Genomic DNA, 18228 nt, shown 5'->3' on the forward strand with positions numbered 1-18228 from the left:
GAGGTGATGCTTGTCTGGACCTGCTTCAGGAGAACCTGCATGACGCAACGTGATGAGCTGGTGGCGGCCTGTGACCAGCTGCTGAATGTGTCCCGCTTCAAGGACTACACGGAGAATGGCCTGCAGGTCGAGGGCCGTGCCAGCGTTACCCGGGTCATGTCAGGCGTGACCGCATCCCAGGCGCTGGTCGACGAAGCAGTGCGCTGGCAGGCAGATGTGCTGCTGGTGCATCACGGCTACTTCTGGAAGAACGAGCCGGTGGCGATTACCGGCATGAAGCGCAAGCGGTTGGGTGCGCTGCTGGGCAGTGACATCAATCTGCTGGCGTATCATCTGCCGTTGGACGCTCACCCTGAGCTTGGCAATAACGCCATGTTGGCGCACCGACTCGGCCTTAGCGTGGCGGGTACCCTTGATGCCCCCATGGGGGAAGGGTTGCTGTGGCACGGGCAATTGAAGCGTCCGTCGACGATCGCTGAGCTGGCTGGGGCAGTGGGTCAGGCGTTGGCGCGGGAGCCCTTGTTGGTCGAGGCACCGTCCCAGGCGCCGGTCAGTCGGGTCGCCTGGTGCACCGGTGGTGCGCAGGACATGATTGCTCAGGCAGCGGCGGCGGGGGCCGAGGTCTTTATCTCGGGTGAGATCTCCGAAAGAACCACGCATATGGCCCGAGAGTTGGGTATCCACTACTTGGCGGCAGGCCACCATGCCACCGAGCGTTATGGGGTCGAGGCGCTTGGGGAGTGGCTGAAGCAGCGCTTCGGGGTGGAGCACCGCTTTGTGGATATCGATAATCCTGCCTGACTCCATGTCGTAACAGGAAAGATAGCAAGGGATGCGCTATATAAGCGTCTGGGCGGACCATGTGGTGCGGGCCCGGCGTCACCCTCGGCTGATGTCGACAGCCCTGCGCAAGAGCCCGCATTATGCGGGCTCTTGCTGTTATGCGGGCGGGAGTGCGGTCGGCGGCTAGGGTCAGAAACGAGGCGGACGCGGCTCGTCCTCATTGGCGCTGCGCAGGCCGAAGTCTTCGGACAGTGTGCCACGGTTGCCGTCGGCGTAATCGCGAGGAATCGATAGATCTTCCTCGGCGGCAGCGGTGGGCTGCACGGTGTTCTCCTGGCTGATGGCCGTGCTGCCCAGCTGTTGGGCGGAGTCATGCAGCTGGCGGTTGAGTGCCTGTGCGTCCTGGCAGACTTTTTGTGTCAGCTGCTCCATGCGCTGAAGGTGCTCATCAACACCGTCCTTCCACTCGGTCAGCTGGCGTTCGCGTTCGGTCAGCTTGAGGCGCATGCGCTGGGCGCTTCGGGCGCCACCATTGAGCAGGTGGTAACCCAGTGCGCCGAGGCCGATGCCTGCCACCAGGCAAGCCGCTGCCAGGATCATGTTGAGGTTGCTTGGTTCCACTTGGTTCTCCCTGAGCACTTTCTGACGGCCGGGCGTCTCGCCCCGGGCGTCGGGCCATTATAGAGGCTTTGTCTCATAAAGGGTCAATGCCGTGTCCTGACCGTGGGCCCCGCCTGGGTGGTTACTCTCAGCACGGCGGTCCTGCCATTCTGTCGTGGTCTGCGTATAATGCGGCTCCGAACTTGTTGACAGCCAGGACGCTACATGAGCTCTTCTGTGTCGAGCGCAGGCCGCCCAGAAACCCCGCAGGAACGCTATCAGCGTGACCTGCAGCGCGCTGATTTTACCGAAGACGCCGCCCAGGCCAACGCAGTGGCGCAGCTGCAGCGGCTGTATGACGAGCTGGTCGCGGCGCCGACACCGCGAGCACCTCAAGCGGCGCAGCGAGGTCTGACATCGCGTCTAAAGGGATTGTTCGGGCGTGACCAGGCGCCGGAGAAGCCGCCGGTGCCCGACATTCGCGGTCTGTACTTCTGGGGAGGCGTCGGCCGCGGCAAGACGTATCTCGTCGATACGTTTTATGAGGCCTTGCCCTTTCCGCAAAAGATGCGGACGCATTTCCACCGGTTCATGCAGCGCGTCCACAACGAACTCGACCATTGCAAGGGCGAGAAGAACCCGCTGCGGTTGGTCGCCGGCAAGTTCGCGGAAGAGGCGCGAGTGATCTGCTTTGATGAGTTCTTCGTCAAGGACATTACCGATGCGATGATTCTGGCGAATTTGCTGGAGGCGCTGTTTGAGCGGGGGGTGGTGTTGGTGGCCACGTCCAACATCGTCCCTGATGACTTGTACAAGGACGGCTTGCAGCGGGCCCGTTTCCTGCCGGCGATCGACTTGCTCAATCGCCACTGTGAGGTGGTCAATGTCGATTCAGGCGTGGACTACCGTCTGCGTGCGCTGGAGCGGGCCGAGATCTTCCATCATCCCCTGGACGATGCGGCAGATCAGGAGCTTGAGCGCAGCTTTCGCGAGATCGCAGGCCAGGAGGGCGAGCATCAGGTGCCCGTCGAGGTCAATCATCGGGTTCTGCATGCCCGTCGTCTTCACGAGGACGTTGTCTGGTTCGACTTCCTCGAGCTATGCGACGGACCGCGCAGTCAGAACGATTACATCGAGCTGGCGCGCGAGTTCCATACGGTGCTGGTGTCCTGTGTGCGCAAGATGGACGGTGCCACCGATGATCAGGCACGCCGGTTTATCAACATGGTCGACGAGTTCTATGATCGCGGCGTGAAGCTGCTGATGTCGGCTGAGGTGGAGGCCGAAGCGCTGTATCACGGGGGTAAGCTCGAGTTCGAATTTGAGCGAACGCTATCGCGGCTGCAGGAAATGCAGTCACGGGAGTATCTGGCCTTGCCGCACAAGCCGTGAGCCACCGCCGTCGGCTGTCAGGAAAAGACCCCACTGGAGAAACAGAGGGTGACGTCGAGCGTGTGGTTGTGTAGAATGCGCGCTCGCTCGACCGTTGTGCCGACACCCCGATGGGTTGTGGTGTCGGGCAACCAAGAAAAATAGGGATGATCTCTGCACGGTGCTGCCTGGTATCGCGAGTATTCAAGCGCTATCAGGAGAAGGGCCGGGAGATCCAACACATCGAATTGGTGATTTCATCCATGAAGACGTTCAGTGCTAAGCCGCAGTCCGTCCAGCGCGACTGGTATGTCGTCGATGCCGCGGACAAGACGCTCGGTCGTCTGGCTACCGAAATTGCTCGCCGCCTGCGTGGCAAGCACAAGCCGGAATACACTCCCCATGTGGACACCGGTGACTACATCGTCGTCATCAACGCCGAGAAGGTGAAGGTGACTGGCAACAAGGCCAGCGACAAGATGTACCACCGTCACACCGGTTACCCGGGTGGCCTGCGCTCCATGACCTTCAATCAGCTGATCGACCACGCTCCTGAGCGTGTCATCGAAGGCGCCGTCAAGGGCATGCTGCCGAAGGGCCCGCTGGGTCGTGCCATGCACGCCAAGCTCAAGGTCTACGCCGGTTCCGAACATCCGCACGCTGCCCAGCAGCCGCAAGAACTGAACATCTGAGGGAATCTTCGCCATGACACAGCAGTATTACGGTACCGGGCGCCGCAAGACCTCTACCGCGCGCGTCTTCCTGAAGCCGGGCACCGGCAAGATCACCGTCAACAGCCGTGACCTGAACGAATACTTCGGCCGTGTTACCGGTCGCATGGTGGTTCGTCAGCCGCTGGAACTGACCGAGACTCTCGAGCAGTTCGACGTCTACGTCACCGTCAAGGGCGGCGGCGGCAGTGCCCAGGCTGGCGCTATCCGTCACGGCATTACCCGTGCCCTGATGCAGTACAACGAAGACTTCCGCAAGCCGCTGCGCGCAGCTGGCTACGTCACTCGTGACGCACGTGAAGTCGAGCGTAAGAAGGTCGGTCTGCGCAAGGCGCGTCGTCGCCCGCAGTTCTCCAAGCGTTAATCGATACGCTTGCCGATCGCACAGCGCCCGGGCCATTGGCCCGGGCGCTGTCGTTTTCAGATGCGGTTTTTGCGCGTGTGCGCGTGGCGTCTACGTCGGTAGCGAGCCCGAGTTCGGTCCCAGGGGCTGTCGCTCCGTGCGTTTCTCGTGTCCTCTCTGCGTCTCCCGCTTCTTGTAGATCTTCTTGTGCTTCTTCTTGTGTCTCTTCCTTTTATCCCTTCCTATCGCTTTTTCTCTAGCTCGACCTCTGATGGTCTCCTTGCGCTGCCCCCTTCTTGCTAGCGTGCATCCCTCTTGGTTTCCAGTGCGCTACCCCTTTTACCACGCTGCGTCTGCCGCGAGTGCTGTACTCGACCAGGCCGGGCGTGTGCCTGGCGTGTTCCGCGATGCGACCGTTGGTGACGCTTCGATGGGGACTTTTGTGCTGATCCGCTAGCCGTCCTGTGAGACTGGAGTTGCGGCCTTGATGCGCTTGAGGCCCTTCTTTTGCCGCAGGGCGCTCGGGCACATCGTCATAAAGTTGTTCCATGTCAAATGTATGGGGCTTGCACGGGGGGTCTTGCCCGGAGGTCTTCTTGTGCGGGTGGGGGGGATTTCCTAACATACAAGCCACTTGTATCCGTGGTCACGGACATTCAAGGGACCGTGAAAACAACAACGGATAAAGTCTGATGGGAGAAACCAGATCATGGCAGACAACGGCGTGAACAAGGGGCGGCGCCGTTTCCTCGTGGGTGCTACCTCCGTGGTTGGGGCGGTCGGCACTGTCGGGGTAGCGGTTCCCTTTGTGGCATCCTGGCAGCCGAGTGCCAGAGCGCGGGCGGCAGGGGCTCCCGTTCAGGCGGATATCTCGAAGCTCGAGCCGGGGCAGAGAATGACCGTCGAGTGGCGCGGGCGGCCTGTATGGGTCATCAATCGCACTCCAGAGATGATTGAGCGCACCGAGGCGCTGGGAGAAGACGTGCTGGCCGACCCCGAGTCTGCCAAGCCGCAGCAGCCCGGCTATGCCGGAGGCCATTTGCGCTCCATTCGGCCTGAGATCGGGGTGCTGGTGGGGATCTGTACGCACCTTGGCTGTTCGCCGCTGTTCAAGCCCGAACCCAATGCCGAAGGGGTGGGGGTAGAAGACTGGCCGGGCGGCTTCTTCTGTCCTTGCCACGGTTCGCGTTTTGATCTGGCGGGCAGGGTCTTTCGCAACGTTCCCGCTCCCGTGAACCTGGAGGTTCCGCCCTATTACTTTGTCAACGAGTCGGTCATCGTGGTCGGTGAAGACGGGGAGGGTGCGTAATGGCAAATCCCAACAAGGCCAAGGCCGAGCGCGGTCTCATGCGCTGGATCGACGATAGATTTCCGGCGACCCAGATGTGGCAGGAACATCTGTCAGAGTATTACGCGCCCAAGAACTTTAATTTCTGGTACTTCTTCGGATCCCTCGCTCTGCTGGTGCTGGTCAATCAGATTCTGACCGGCGTCTGGCTGACCATGAGTTTCAATCCCAGCGCCGAGGGCGCCTTTGCCTCCGTCGAATACATCATGCGGGATGTGGAGTACGGCTGGCTGATCCGCTACATGCACTCCACCGGTGCCTCGGCATTCTTCCTGGTGGTCTATCTGCATATGTTCCGTGGTCTGCTCTACGGCTCCTACAAGGCGCCCCGTGAGCTGGTCTGGATCTTCGGCATGGCAATCTACCTGGCGCTGATGGCCGAGGCTTTCATGGGTTACCTGCTGCCCTGGGGGCAGATGTCCTACTGGGGCGCTCAGGTCATCATTTCCCTGTTCTCCGCCATCCCCGGCATCGGTCCGGATCTGGCCCAGTGGGTGCGCGGAGATTACTTGATCTCCGGGATTACCCTGAACCGCTTCTTTGCCCTGCACGTGGTGGCGCTGCCGATCGTGATCCTGGCATTGGTGGTGCTGCACATCATTGCTCTGCATGAAGTGGGCTCCAACAATCCTGATGGCATCGACATCAAGGCCAAGAAGGATGAAACCGGCAAACCGCTGGACGGGATACCCTTCCATCCCTACTACACGGTCAAGGACATCGTGGGTGTCGCCGTGTTCCTGTTTGTCTTCTGTGCGGTGATCTTCTACTTCCCCGAAGGTGGCGGGTATTTCCTCGAGAAGCCCAACTTCGAGCCGGCGAATCCCTTGAAGACCCCGGATCATATCGCGCCGGTCTGGTACTTCACGCCGTTCTACGCCATCCTGCGCGCGATTACCTTCTCGCTGTTCGGTCTTGATGCCAAGTTCCTCGGCGTCATCTTCATGGGCGCAGCCATTGCGGTGCTGTTCGTGCTGCCCTGGCTTGACCGCTCGCCGGTGCGTTCGATTCGTTACAAAGGCTGGATTTCGAAGATCATGCTGGTGCTGTTTGCCATCAGCTTCGTGATTCTTGGTGTGCTTGGGGTATTGCCACCCACGGCAGGCCGCACGTTGCTTGCCCAGGTCTGCACGGTGATCTACTTTGCCTTCTTCCTGCTGATGCCGATCTATACCCGGCTGGAGAAGACCAAACCCGTTCCTGAAAGGGTGACTGGCTAATGAAAAAGCAACTGTTCGCACTGCTCTTCGCGCTAGTCCCCATGGCCGCCTTGGCCGCGGGCGGAGAGGGGGTGCATCTGCGCAGCATGTCGCCGGACCTGGAAAACCAGGCGTCTCTGCAGAGCGGGATGAAGCTGTACGTGAATTACTGCATGGGCTGTCATTCGCTCGAGTACCAGCGGTTTTCACGGGCTGCAGAAGACCTGGATATGCCTCAGGATCTGGTCGAGGATAATCTGATCTTTTCGCCGGATCTCGGCTACAACGATCAAATGCACAAGGCCATGAGCGCCGAGGATGCAGAAGTGTGGTTCGGCAAGGCGCCACCCGACCTGACCTTGGAGGCAAGGCTGCGGGGTACCGATTGGATCTACACGTACCTGCTGAGCTTCTATCGCGACAGCGAGCGGGCGACCGGGGTGAATAATGTGGTGTTCCCGTCTGTAGGCATGCCCAACGTGCTGGAGCCTCTGCAGGGGGTTCAGGAGCAGGTCTGCGCGGCGTCTGATCATGCGGTAGGCGACGCCGAGCTGGACCCGCTGACGGGCAAGTTCCAGTCCTGCGAGACGTTGCAGATTACCTCGCCCGGCAGCATGGAGCCCAAGGAGTTCGAGCAGGCCGTGTATGACCTGACCAACTTTCTTGCCTACGTCGGCGAGCCGTCCAAGCTTCATGCCCAGGCACTGGGCCCCAAGGTGCTGATCTTCATATTTTTGTTCGGCATCGTGGCGTACTTCCTCAAGCGTGAGTATTGGCGCGACATTCATTGACGCAGTGACAGCACGGGCGGGCGTATGGGAGATCATGCGCCCGCAGTGCGTTGTGCGCTATGATGTGTCGCCCCGTGTGGCGAAAACGCTCGCGCGAGGGTGAAAGATGTCCCCTTCTTGCCCCCCGTACAGGGGGTTGTCGTGTTATCATCCCGGCTTGAACTGATGCGAGGATTGTTTCATGGGTGTAGTGGCCAAGCGGTCGTCGATGATCTTCTATTCCGGTGGCGAGGACCATTTCAGTCACCGTGTGCGGATCGTGCTGGCTGAAAAGGGCGTCGCAGTGGATATTGTCGAAGTGACTGACGACAAGCATCCCGAGGAGCTTGCGGACCTGAACCCGTACAACAGCGTGCCGACGCTGTTGGATCGTGACCTGGTGTTGTACGAGTCCAAGGTCATGATGGAGTATCTGGACGAGCGTTTTCCGCATCCGCCGCTGCTGCCGGTCTACCCCGTTGCGCGTGCTCAGAGCCGTCTTTGGATGCACCGCATCGAGCGCGAGTGGTGCCCGATGGTCGATCGCATCCTGTCCGGCAGCAAGAAGGAAGCCGACAAGGCGCGTAAGGAACTGCGGGAGAGCCTGATAGGGATCTCGCCGATCTTCGAAGACATGCCGTTCTTCATGAGCGAAGAGTTCACTCTGGTGGACTGCTGCCTGGCGCCGATTCTGTGGCGTTTGCCCGCGCTCAACATCGAGCTGCCGGAGAAGCAGGTGCGTCCGTTGATGAGCTACATGGAAAAAGTGTTTGCTCGTGATGGCTTCCGCGCTTCTCTGTCCGAAGCCGAGCGCGAAATTCGTCCCTGAAGGTAACCTGCCCGGTGAGAGTCGGTGCTGGGTGGCGACGCGCCGTTCGGGGCCGCGAGCGGTCCCGAAAGAATGACGGCGAGAGCGCTGCGGCCTCTCGCCTTTCTGCATGTTGCCGTGGTGCGGCTGCCTGGTTGCAGGCACGGAGTACGCCCAGTGTGGCGACACCCCGGGTAGCCGGCCTCGGTCGGGACGATCCGAGTTCCCATTTGCCAACCAAGAGGGCCAAAGTATGAAGTCCAGTCGACCCTATCTGGCCAGGGCGCTCTATGAGTGGCTGCTGGATAACGAATTGACCCCCTATATCGTCGTTGATGCCGAGTACGACAATGTCGAGGTGCCGAGACAGTTTGTCCAGAATGGACAAATCGTTTTGAACCTTGGCCCAAGTGCAGTGCGTGACCTGCATATGGGCAATGACATGATTCGGTTTTCCGCACGCTTCAGCGGCAAGTCAGAGCTCCTCTTTGTTCCCATCCCTGCGTTGATCGCGCTGTACGCTCGCGAAAACGGTGTGGGCATGGTGTTTGGTCATGAGCCTGAGTTGCCGACCGATGAGGCCAACGATGTTGATGAGGCGCCTGTGCTTGAGAGTGTCAAGCGCCCACAGGCAGGCGCCGAGCCGTCGGACCAGCACAGCGCTGAGTCCAGTGGCGAGGAAGAGCGGACCTCGGCGGCAGAGGCTGACGAGACCGACGCCGAGACCGACGCCAAGAGTGATGGGCAGGCGAAGCCTCCGCGCAAGGGGCGGCCTTCGTTGCGGGTCATCAAGTAACGCTGGGGCTCACCCCCGGTAGTGCGCTGCGCTGTCACCATGGTGTGGGTATCAGGCGGTAGCGCTGGCATTATTGCCAAAAAAACGGCGTCCCCATGGGGACGCCGTTTTTTTTCGCGGTGCAGGCAGCATCAGTCGATGTAGTCGAATACCTTGACGATGCGCTCCATTCCGCCCGCGTTGGAGACAATATTTACCGCACGGTCCGCCTCGGCGTGGGTGACCAGTCCCATCAGATAAACGGTGGCGTTTTCCGTCACCACGGTGATTCTTCCGGAGTCCACCTGATCGCTGGTGGCCAATGCGGTGCGTGCCTTGGTGTCTAGCCAGGCGTCATTGAGGCGCTGGCTGGTGGGCAGGTTTGCTGCCACGGTCAGTTCGTTGTGTACGCGGCGCACGTTGCGCACTTGGCTGACCACCTCTTCGGCGCGCTGCTTGAGTTCAGCACTGGGCACCTGGCCGGTCAGCAGGACCACGCCGTTGTAGCTGTCGACGTTGATACGGGCGTCGGCCAGTCGAGCATCGGTGCGTCCCAGGTTGTGAGCCGCCTTGGTCTCGATGCTCTCGTCTTCCACCGTGGCACCCAAGGTGCGTTCGCCGTAGTCCTCGTCAATGGTGCCGGGGTTGGTCACCGAGGTGACGGTGGTGCATCCCGCCAGGGCAACGGAGAGCAGCAGGGCGGCCAGCAAGGGGCGTGTGGGACGGGTGTGGGGTTGTTTCATGATATTCACTCGTTACTCGCTTGCACCAAAAAGTTGTTCGTCGATCAGATCGCACAGGCAATGGATGACCAGCAGGTGCACCTCCTGGATGCGCGCCGTGGACGTCGCTGGGACGCGAATCTCGCAATCATCCTGTCCCAGCAGCGAGGCCATGTTGCCGCCGTCGCGGCCAGTCAGGGCCACAACGGTCATGTCGCGATCATGGGCCGCCTGGATGGCCTGGATGACGTTGGCGGAGTTGCCGCTGGTAGAGATGGCCAGCAGCACGTCGCCGGGCTGTCCCAGGGCGCGAATCTGCTTGGAGAAGACCTCGTTGTAGCTGTAATCGTTAGCAATGGAGGTCAGCGTCGAGGTGTCAGTGGTCAATGCCAAGGCTGGCAAGCTGGGACGTTCGCGCTCGAAGCGGTTCAATAGCTCAGATGAGAAGTGCTGGCTATCACCGGCGCTGCCGCCATTGCCGCAGGCCAGGATCTTGCCGTCGGTGACCAGGCACTGGACCATCATCTGGCTGGCGACCTCGATGAACGGAGGAAGCACTTCGCTGGCATAGGTCTTGGTGTCGATGCTGTCGTTGAATTGTCCGAGAATTCGGCTCTGGAAATCCATGCTGCCTTCCTGGTCCATGGGGGCATCCGCGGGGACGCCCGGTGTGTCAGTTCGCTTCGAATGCATTGGCCAACCACTCGGTCTCAAGCTGTGGCGGGGCGCCGGTGATCGCCAGAACATCGAAGCGGCAGGGACATGATAGCCCGTTGTGCTGCAGATAAAAACGCGCCGCCCGGATTAGGCGGCGCTGCTTGGTCGTCGTGATGGTTTCCGCGGCCGAGCCGTGGCGGGTGGTGCGGCGATGGCGAACTTCCACGAAGACCAGGATGTCGCCATCGCGCATGACCAGATCGAGCTCTCCTCCCGGAAAGCGCTGGTTGCGCGCTACCGGGAGCAGGCCTTGCTGCTCAAGCCAAGCTTGTGCATAGCGCTCGATGGCCTGGCCGCGCTGAACGGCGTCCCTGGGGTCAGGGGGCCGCATTGTCATTGCTGGCGCCAGCGCTATCGCCGAGCCCGTCGCTGAACACCGGAGCCGGCACGCCGTCGCTGAACTGTGCCCATGGCAGCTCACGGTAGATGCGGCCGTCACCTGTGGTGCTCAGGGTGCCGGTAGCGCCCTGAATCCGCGAACCAGGCAGTGCCTGGATCTGGGGCATGCGACGAGCCAGCTCATAGGCGTCGACGCCCATGGCCATCAGGCGGAACATGGAGGGTGATCCTTGTTCCTTGAGTTCGCGGTAGCTGTCGTAGTAAGGCAGTGCCTCGGCGCCGCCCACCGCTGCGTCGGGGATGTTCCAGGGAATATCGGCGAATTGAACGCCGTTGAGGTCCTTGTCGAGGCGCGGCTGAGGGGAGCCTTCGTACAGGTGGGACGTCGCGTATACCGGCAGGTTGGAGGCCGAATAGTACTCCATGGTCGGCGGAACCTGGCGCGCGTAGTCTGGCAGAGCCAGCAGGAACAGCATGTCCGGACGCGGATTGCTGATGGCGCGGCGGGTGCTGTCGGTGGCCGGCGCCCCCGGGTTGTAGCGAACCGCGGTGGCAATGTCGCCGCCGAGCTCGCTCCAGGTGTTCCAGAAGGCTTCGCCAACACGCTGCCCCCAATCGTTGTCAGGCACCAGCATGGACGCACTGCGATGGCCATCCTGCCAGCCCCGGCGAGCCGCCTGGCGCGCTTCGTCTTCGGCAGACAAGCCGTACTCGTACAGGTTCTTGGTCTGGTTGGCGGCGGATTGACCGTAGTTGAGGGCCAGAGTGGGCAGCGGCAGCTCGGCCCGGCTTTCCAGCTGAGTCACGTCACTCTTGTCGAGCGGACCGATCACCACCTGGGCACCGCTGCTCTGGGCCTGCTGGTAGAGTTGGTCGAGGCTTGCGCTGGAGGCATCCAGGAAGCTCAGCTGGGCACCGTTGCCGCCACCGTTGACAACGTTGGACTGCTGGGTGCGGATGCCTTGCTCGATGGCGTCGGCAACTCCCGCCAGCGGGCCGGATTCAGGCAGCAGGACGGCGATATTCTGCACGCTCTGGCCGCGCAGTTCGCGTAGCTTGCCAATCTGGCTGGGCAGGCGGCGATTGGCCGGGTGGTCTGGGTTGGCGACGCGCCAGTCATCAAGACGGGCAAAAAGCCCCTGGATGTCGCCGCCGCTGCTGTTGACCAGACGGGTCAGCTCCAGCCAGCCCGTCACGATGGCGTTGTCGGGCTGGGACAGGGCGTCCAGTTGGCGGTTGTTGAGCACGCTGAGCTGGTCCCAGATGGCGTCGTTGATGTCTTCCCGGCCGGTATCGCTCTGCACCTGCATCAGCGCTCGGGCTGCCTCCTGGGGCTGGCCCAGCTGACCCAGGGCGAGTCCCTGGCGCAGGCGCAGCAGGTTGGCATCGTCGCTTGCCAGCTGCAGGTCATCCAGCACGCCAGCCGCCTTGATCACCGCCTGGGGGTTGCCCTCGCTGTCACCCAGCTCAGAGAGCAGCATCGCCCAGTCACGCAGGCTCTCGCCAGAGAGCTGGCTTGCGTCCAGGTTGTTCAGTACCTCGAGCGCCTGGGGGCGCCGCCCGGAGCGTGCTAGGATATCGCCCGCTCGCAAGCGGGTCTCGGCGGCCTCTGTGCCTTGTTGCTGTGCGGCCTGAGCAAGAAGCTGATCCGGGTCGTCATCCATGGCCCGTTGCACGATGCTTGGTGTGAAACTGCAGCCGGCCAGAGAGATGGCCAGTACAGCAGCGGCCACGGGGCCGCGAGTCAAAGTCCTCATGAATCCTTCCTTGTCCGTGTTCCGGATGGCAGCCCAGGGAGCCAAGATGTCAGAAGTGAAAGCCGGTTCATTGTACGTGGTCGCCACGCCAATTGGGAATCTGGAAGATTTGAGTCCGCGAGCAGCGGCGGTGCTGGGGCGGGTGGCCCTGGTAGCTGCAGAGGATACTCGGCATAGCGCGCGCTTGATGCGCCACCTCGGTGTCGCGCCTGCGATGGTCTCCGTGCATGACCATAATGAGGCGTCCCGGGTAGAGCTGCTGAAGCGCCGCCTGCTCGAGGGTGATGACGTGGCGCTGATCAGTGATGCGGGGACTCCCCTGATCAGTGATCCGGGGTTCGTGGTGGTGCGCGAGCTGCGCCAGCAGGGCTTCTCGATCGTGCCGATTCCCGGTCCCTGTGCCCTGATTACCGCCTTGAGCGCCGCGGGGCTGCCCACGTCCTCCTTTACCTTTCATGGTTTTCTGCCCGCCAAGGGCAGCGGTCGGCGAGCCCGGCTCGAGACCTGGCGCGGCGATACAGGTACGCAGGTGTGCTATGAATCGCCACACCGCATCAAGGATCTGCTGGCGGACCTGGCCGCGCTGCTGGGGGATCGTCAGGTAGTGCTGGGGCGTGAATTGACCAAGACCTTCGAAACCTTCCTCGATGGCACGGCGGCGGAGCTTCTTGCGGTGATCGAGGAAGATCCCAATCAAGCCCGCGGCGAGTTCGTGGTGATGGTGGCCGGAGCGACTGAGGTGGCGTCCGCAGGGCAGGCGGTGGAGGAAGATGCCTTGCTGCGAGCGCTTCTCGACGAAGGTGTCGGTGTGAAGCAGGCGGCGGGTGTCGCCGCGCGGGTGCTGGGCGGAGCCAAGAAGACATGGTATGCCAAGGCCCAGTCACTGAAGGACGGGGATTGAGGGGGTGGCGGGGCACTGGTATGCTTGCCGCGGGAGTTGGCCAGACAGTCGCCGCCGCCGCAAGGCGGGGGAGGAAAGTCCGGGCTCCATAGGGCAGAGTGCCAGGTAACCCCTGGGCGGCGTGAGCCGACGGAAAGTGCAGCAGAGAGTAGACCGCCTACGTCTCCTCAGGGAGGCCGGCAAGGGTGAAAGGGTGCGGTAAGAGCGCACCGCGCGCCTGGCAACAGTGCGTGGCACGGTAAACCCCACTCGGAGCAAGACCAAATAGGAACCCGTTGGCGTGGCCCGCGCTGGGTTCGGGTAGGTTGCTTGAGGGCAGTGGTGACACTGCTCCTAGAGGAATGGCTGTCCTCGACAGAACCCGGCTTATCGGCCGACTCCCCCAGATGTTCTGTGCTCGGGCCTTCGGCCCGGGCATTGCCTCATGAATCTGTGCGGCCAGGAGCCCAGTGGCGAGAGAGTTCCACCGCTGACGGCGTCGTTGGCTGGCCGCGCGTTGGAATATCATCGTCGAACGAGAGCTGCATGCCGTCACCCTCCTCAGAAACGTCCGTGCGCGGCTTCGCCCATGAAAGCGTCTTGCTCGACGGTGCCGTCGATGCCCTGGTACATGATGCCGGTGGTACCTACCTGGACGGCACGTTTGGGCGTGGCGGACACTCCCGCGCCATCCTTTCGCGATTGAACGATAGTGGCAGCCTGCTGGCGCTGGACCGTGATCCCCAGGCCATCGCCGAAGCGGCGTCCATCGATGACCCTCGTTTCAGCATTGAGCAGACCGAGTTCGCGCGGCTCAGGGAAGTGGCCCAGGCGCGCGGCCTGGATGGTCGTCTGTCGGGCATTTTGCTGGATATCGGGGTGTCGTCGCCTCAGCTGGATGATCCCGAGCGGGGTTTCAGCTTTCTACGCGATGGTCCGCTGGACATGCGCATGGATCCGACCCAGGGCGAAAGTGCTGCTGACTGGTTGGCGCGCGTTGATGAAGCCGAGATGAGCTCGGTGTTCAAGCGCTATGGTGAGGAGCGTTTTGCGCGACGCCTCGCCAGGGCGGTGATCGAGCGCCGTCAGCAGCGTCCCTTCACGCGCACAGCTGACCTGGCCGAGGTGATCAAACAGGCCCATCCGGCCTGGGAAAAAGGCAAGCATCCGGCCACCCGGGTGTTCCAGGCCATGCGCATCCACGTCAATGGCGAGCTGGATCAGCTTGAACTCGCCCTTGACGCCGCACTCGAGGCGTTGGCGCCGGGTGGCCACCTGGTGGTGATCAGCTTTCATTCGCTGGAAGACCGCAGGGTGAAGCGCTTTATCCGCGATCACGTCAAAGGGGATACCAATGTGCCCAAAGGTATACCGTTGCGGGATGATCAGATCGCTCGTCGACTGGAATCCGTGGGCAAGGCCATGAAGGCGAGCCCGCAAGAGGTCGAGGCCAACCCGCGTGCGCGCAGTGCCGTGATGCGTGTGGCGCGCAAGCGCTATTGAGGAAAGCAGATGGCTCAAGGACGACAGGATCTCAACGCCTTTGGCTGGCCGCTTCCGACAGCGCTGTCACCGAGGCTGTTGCTGGTGGCCGCGCTGCTGCTGGCGTGCCTGATGTCGGCGCTTGCCGTCATCAGCGTCAGTCATCAAACCCGCCAGCACTATGCGACCCTTCAGGAGCTCGAGCGAGAGCAGCAGCAGCTGCAGACCGAATGGGGGCAGCTGTTGCTGGAAGAGAGCGCTTGGTCGACTCCTTCGCGGATTGAGCGATTGGCGGTAGAGCGGCTCGAGATGCGCTTGCCGGATATCCATGACATCGAGGTGATTGGGCCATGACCGCGGAGCTCCCTCGGGGTGTGACGCCGCGACGACCTCCGCCCATGGAGCCGATGGGTCGTGCGCGTTACATCGTCATGATGACGCTGATCCTGGTCGGGCTGGGGCTACTTGCCGGACGCATCGTCGACCTGCATGTGATCAATCGAAACTTTCTGCAGGTGCAGGGCGACGCGCGTACCCTGCGCACCGACCCGATACCCGCCCACCGGGGCATGATCACTGATCGCCACGGGGAGCCGCTGGCGATATCCACGCCGGTTGTTACGCTCTGGGCCAATCCCCAGGACCTGCCGGATGACAACATCCAGCGACTGAGGCTGGCTCAGGCACTGGGCCAGGACCTGGATGCGCTCAACGATCGCATCGAGCGGTATAGCGAACGAGAGTTCATGTATCTGCGGCGTCGGATGACCCCAGCCCAGGCCGAGGAAGTGTTGAAACTGAGGGTACCTGGCGTCCATGCCCGGGAAGAGTACAAGCGCTACTACCCGGCGGGAGAGGTGATCGCCCAACTGCTGGGTGTGACCAACGTCGACGACCAGGGGCAGGAGGGGCTGGAGCTGGCCTATCAGTCCTACCTGTCGGGAGAGCCCGGCAAGCGCCGCGTGCTCAAGGATCGTCGTGGCCGCCTGGTGCGGGATCTCGAGGTTCTTCAGGAAGCCGAACCGGGCGGCAACCTCACGCTCTCCATCGACCAACGCCTGCAATACATGGCATACCGCGAGCTGAAGGCTGCGGTGGATGAAAACGATGCCGACGGCGGCGTGCTAGTGATGATGGACGCACGCACCGGCGAAGTGTTGGCCATGGCCAACCAACCCTCGTACAACCCTAACAATCGCGCAGGCCTGGATCCTCAGGGCTTGCGCAACAGGGCCATGGTGGACGTGTTCGAGCCGGGATCGGTGATGAAGCCCTTGGCCATGTCGGCGCTGCTGGAAACCGGCCGGTTTCCCCCCGACTTGGTAGTCGATACCTCCCCCGGCTGGATGCGCATCGATCGCTACACGATCCGTGACGTATCCAACAACGGTGCCTTGACCCTGGCGGGTATCCTGCGCAAGTCCTCCAATATCGGCATGGCCAAGCTGACCTTGCAGCTCGATGATCCGGTGGTGCCTGACCGCTACCGCGCACTGGGCTTCGGGCAGGCGCCGGGCACCGGCTTTCCCGGCGAGGCCACGGGCAACATGCCGGCTCCCGCGGTCTGGTCGAGCAGTCAGTGGGCGGCCTTGTCCTACGGTTACGGTCTGTCGGTCACGGCGCTGCAATTGGCCAGCGCCTATACCTCCATTGCCAATCACGGCGAACGTCTTCCGCCCTCTCTGCTGCGCCTCAGTCGCGAGCCCCAGGGGGAGCAGGTGGTCCAGCCGGACGTGGCTGACCGCGTCCTGGCCATGATGGATGAAGTCGTGGCACCGGGTACCGGCGCTCGCCGGGCCCTGGTTCCCGGTTACAGCGTGGCCGGCAAGACCGGTACCGTGCGCAAGAGCGGCAGTGGCGGTTACGAACAAAATGCCTACCGCGCGCTGTTTGTCGGCATCACGCCGGTGTCGGATCCGCGGATCATCACCGTGGTCATGATTGACCACCCACGGGGCGACGCCTATTACGGTGGTGCCATCGCCGCGCCGGTATTCTCGCGGGTGGCCGGCAGCGCCCTGCGAATTCTCGACGTACCGCCAGATCGCCCCGATGAGGAGGCCGGTACCCCATGATGCAGACCGCGACGGAGCCTGGCATGACCCTTTCTCTGGCACGCCTCAAGGGCGTGCTGCTGCAGTGTTGGCAAGACCTTCCGCTGACGCAGGACGATCAGGACGAGGCGCTGGCGGTGACGCTCAGCACCGACAGTCGCGAGATCGCCGAAGGCGATGTCTTTATCGCGATCCCTGGCGTGGCGGGCGACGGTCGAGCCTTTGTCGATCAGGCTCTGGCCCAGGGGGCACTGATGGTCCTCGCCGAGGCGAAGGAGGACCAGTCCAGGGTCGATGGTCGAGTGCTGTGGTTGCCAGAGCTCGCTGACAGGCTCGGCGAGTTTGCTCGCAGTGTCTACCAGGTACCCGACAGCCTGGAGCTGATCGGGGTGACCGGGACCAATGGCAAGAGTTCAGTGACCCATTATATTGCCGAGCTGTCAGCGGCCATCGGTGTCGACTGCGGGGTGATCGGCACCTTGGGTCACGGGCGTCCTGGCGCTCTTGCTCAGGGCATTCACACCACCCCCCAGCCCTTGGCGCTGCAGCGCCAGCTGGGTGAGTTGGCGGCCTCGGGGCTGCAACGGGTGGCCATGGAAGTGTCCAGCCACGCTCTCGAGCAGGACCGCGTGGCGGGATGTCGCTTCCATGCTGCCGTGTTCACCAATCTCAGTCGTGACCACCTGGACTATCACGGCAGCATGGTGGCCTATGCGGCGGCCAAGGCAAAGCTGTTCAAGCGTCCTGAGCTCGGGCTGGCGGTCGTCAATGGTGACGATCCTCTGGCGCGATTGATGCTGGCCGGGGTGTCCCGTGATACCCGCGTACTGGCCTGCGGTGAGGCGTCTGACGTGTCGCTGCGAGTGCTGGACGTGGAGCCGCATGCCAGCGGCCAGCGCGCGCTGATCGCGACCCCCGACGAAGAGCGAGTGCTGCAGCTGCCGTTGTTGGGGCGCTTCAATCTCGACAACGTGCTGCTGGCGATGGCCAGCCTCTATGGGCTGGGCGCGGGCATCGACGAGCTGGTGGCTGCCGCCGAGCGCTTGACCCCTGTGCCCGGGCGAATGCAGGCCATTCTGCGCGAGCATGCACCGGTGGTGGTCATCGACTACGCCCATACGCCAGATGCCCTGGAGAACGCACTGGCAGCGCTCAAGGCGCATCTGCCTGGGCGGGGCAAGCTATGGTGTCTGGTAGGCTGCGGTGGCGACCGTGACAGCGGTAAGCGCCCGTTGATGGCACAGGTGGCTGCCCGTCACGCCCAAGCTGTGGTGATCACCGATGACAACCCACGCAGCGAGGATCCTGCTGCCATCCGTGAGGCCATGCTGGAGGGGCTGACCGCCGCACAGCGCGCCAGCGCCTGGAATATTGCTGGTCGTGGCGTTGCGATCGCCCGAACGGTGGCGGAAGCGGGTCCCGATGACGTCATTCTGGTGGCCGGCAAGGGGCACGAGACGTACCAGGAAGTGCTTGGCGTCCGCCATGACTTTTCCGACCTGGATGAGGCGCAAGCCGCCCTCGACCAGCGCCCAAGGAGGCTCTAAGC

At 62.5% G+C, this 18228-nt stretch carries 19 protein-coding genes and 1 other RNA gene; 15 read left to right on the forward strand and 5 right to left on the reverse strand.

Annotated features, from left to right (window positions below; genetic code table 11):
• Positions 1-39: 39 nt before the first annotated feature.
• A complete protein-coding gene (locus tag KUV41_RS14910) occupies positions 40-801 on the forward strand; it encodes a Nif3-like dinuclear metal center hexameric protein (protein ID WP_206937261.1) in 762 nt (253 codons plus the stop codon).
• Between the two features lie 171 nt (positions 802-972).
• Here KUV41_RS14910 and KUV41_RS14915 read toward each other — a convergent pair whose 3' ends face one another.
• Positions 973-1404 (reverse strand): YhcB family protein, encoded by a 432-nt coding sequence (locus KUV41_RS14915; RefSeq protein WP_206937263.1) that lies wholly within the window; start codon positions 1402-1404, stop codon positions 973-975.
• A 204-nt stretch (positions 1405-1608) separates the two neighbouring features.
• Here KUV41_RS14915 and zapE point away from each other — a divergent pair, with 204 nt between their 5' ends.
• From zapE to KUV41_RS14955, 8 genes are all read left to right on the forward strand, one after another.
• The gene (zapE, locus tag KUV41_RS14920; RefSeq protein ID WP_206937266.1) at positions 1609-2775 is read left to right on the forward strand and encodes a cell division protein ZapE; all 1167 of its coding nucleotides are present in this window, start codon (positions 1609-1611) and stop codon (positions 2773-2775) included.
• A 242-nt stretch (positions 2776-3017) separates the two neighbouring features.
• Positions 3018-3446, forward strand: coding sequence for a 50S ribosomal protein L13 (gene rplM / locus KUV41_RS14925; RefSeq protein ID WP_206939133.1), 429 nt, complete (start codon positions 3018-3020; stop codon positions 3444-3446).
• Positions 3447-3459: 13 nt separating this feature from the next.
• The gene (gene rpsI / locus KUV41_RS14930; protein ID WP_206937268.1) at positions 3460-3849 is read left to right on the forward strand and encodes a 30S ribosomal protein S9; all 390 of its coding nucleotides are present in this window, start codon (positions 3460-3462) and stop codon (positions 3847-3849) included.
• A 688-nt stretch (positions 3850-4537) separates the two neighbouring features.
• The gene (gene petA, locus KUV41_RS14935) at positions 4538-5137 is read left to right on the forward strand and encodes a ubiquinol-cytochrome c reductase iron-sulfur subunit (protein ID WP_222163004.1); all 600 of its coding nucleotides are present in this window, start codon (positions 4538-4540) and stop codon (positions 5135-5137) included.
• Positions 5137-6396 (forward strand): cytochrome b, encoded by a 1260-nt coding sequence (locus KUV41_RS14940; RefSeq protein WP_206937274.1) that lies wholly within the window; start codon positions 5137-5139, stop codon positions 6394-6396. The genes petA and KUV41_RS14940 overlap by 1 nt, the downstream gene beginning before the upstream one ends.
• Positions 6396-7166: a cytochrome c1 gene (locus KUV41_RS14945; RefSeq protein WP_222163005.1), complete on the forward strand. Its 771-nt coding sequence runs from the start codon at positions 6396-6398 to the stop codon at positions 7164-7166. Before KUV41_RS14940 ends, KUV41_RS14945 begins: the two co-directional genes overlap by 1 nt.
• 181 nt (positions 7167-7347) lie before the next feature.
• A complete protein-coding gene (gene sspA, locus KUV41_RS14950; protein ID WP_206937280.1) occupies positions 7348-7974 on the forward strand; it encodes a stringent starvation protein SspA in 627 nt (208 codons plus the stop codon).
• Between the two features lie 232 nt (positions 7975-8206).
• Positions 8207-8749: a ClpXP protease specificity-enhancing factor gene (locus tag KUV41_RS14955; RefSeq protein WP_222485545.1), complete on the forward strand. Its 543-nt coding sequence runs from the start codon at positions 8207-8209 to the stop codon at positions 8747-8749.
• 131 nt (positions 8750-8880) lie between these two features.
• Here KUV41_RS14955 and KUV41_RS14960 read toward each other — a convergent pair whose 3' ends face one another.
• Genes KUV41_RS14960 through KUV41_RS14975 form a run of 4 tightly spaced genes read right to left on the reverse strand, consistent with a single transcriptional unit; the run spans position 8881 to position 12263 of the window.
• Complete coding sequence (locus KUV41_RS14960; RefSeq protein ID WP_222163007.1) at positions 8881-9471, reverse strand: BON domain-containing protein; 591 nt, start codon at positions 9469-9471, stop codon at positions 8881-8883.
• A gap of 12 nt (positions 9472-9483) precedes the next feature.
• Positions 9484-10077, reverse strand: coding sequence for a phosphoheptose isomerase (locus KUV41_RS14965; RefSeq protein WP_206937288.1), 594 nt, complete (start codon positions 10075-10077; stop codon positions 9484-9486).
• 46 nt (positions 10078-10123) lie between these two features.
• Positions 10124-10504: a YraN family protein gene (locus KUV41_RS14970; protein ID WP_261396065.1), complete on the reverse strand. Its 381-nt coding sequence runs from the start codon at positions 10502-10504 to the stop codon at positions 10124-10126.
• Complete coding sequence (locus tag KUV41_RS14975) at positions 10485-12263, reverse strand: penicillin-binding protein activator (RefSeq protein ID WP_222486642.1); 1779 nt, start codon at positions 12261-12263, stop codon at positions 10485-10487. Before KUV41_RS14975 ends, KUV41_RS14970 begins: the two co-directional genes overlap by 20 nt.
• A gap of 46 nt (positions 12264-12309) precedes the next feature.
• On the opposite strand from KUV41_RS14975, the gene rsmI reads away from it, so the two are divergent.
• From rsmI to KUV41_RS15005, 6 genes are all read left to right on the forward strand, one after another.
• On the forward strand, positions 12310-13164 hold the full coding sequence (rsmI, locus tag KUV41_RS14980) for a 16S rRNA (cytidine(1402)-2'-O)-methyltransferase (protein ID WP_222238132.1): 855 nt from the start codon (positions 12310-12312) through the stop codon (positions 13162-13164).
• Between the two features lie 32 nt (positions 13165-13196).
• Positions 13197-13549, forward strand: an RNA gene (rnpB, locus tag KUV41_RS14985) — RNase P RNA component class A.
• Positions 13550-13689: 140 nt separating this feature from the next.
• A complete protein-coding gene (gene rsmH / locus KUV41_RS14990) occupies positions 13690-14646 on the forward strand; it encodes a 16S rRNA (cytosine(1402)-N(4))-methyltransferase RsmH (protein WP_222163011.1) in 957 nt (318 codons plus the stop codon).
• A 9-nt stretch (positions 14647-14655) separates the two neighbouring features.
• Positions 14656-14979 (forward strand): cell division protein FtsL, encoded by a 324-nt coding sequence (gene ftsL, locus KUV41_RS14995; RefSeq protein WP_206937299.1) that lies wholly within the window; start codon positions 14656-14658, stop codon positions 14977-14979.
• A 53-nt stretch (positions 14980-15032) separates the two neighbouring features.
• Complete coding sequence (locus KUV41_RS15000) at positions 15033-16700, forward strand: peptidoglycan D,D-transpeptidase FtsI family protein (protein WP_374107030.1); 1668 nt, start codon at positions 15033-15035, stop codon at positions 16698-16700.
• Positions 16701-16723: 23 nt separating this feature from the next.
• A complete protein-coding gene (locus tag KUV41_RS15005; RefSeq protein WP_222486643.1) occupies positions 16724-18226 on the forward strand; it encodes a UDP-N-acetylmuramoyl-L-alanyl-D-glutamate--2,6-diaminopimelate ligase in 1503 nt (500 codons plus the stop codon).
• Positions 18227-18228: the final 2 nt, after the last annotated feature.

The sequence above is a fragment of the Halomonas sp. DP8Y7-1 genome (assembly GCF_019801685.1).
GTDB classification, from domain to species: Bacteria; Pseudomonadota; Gammaproteobacteria; order Pseudomonadales; family Halomonadaceae; genus Halomonas; species Halomonas litopenaei_A.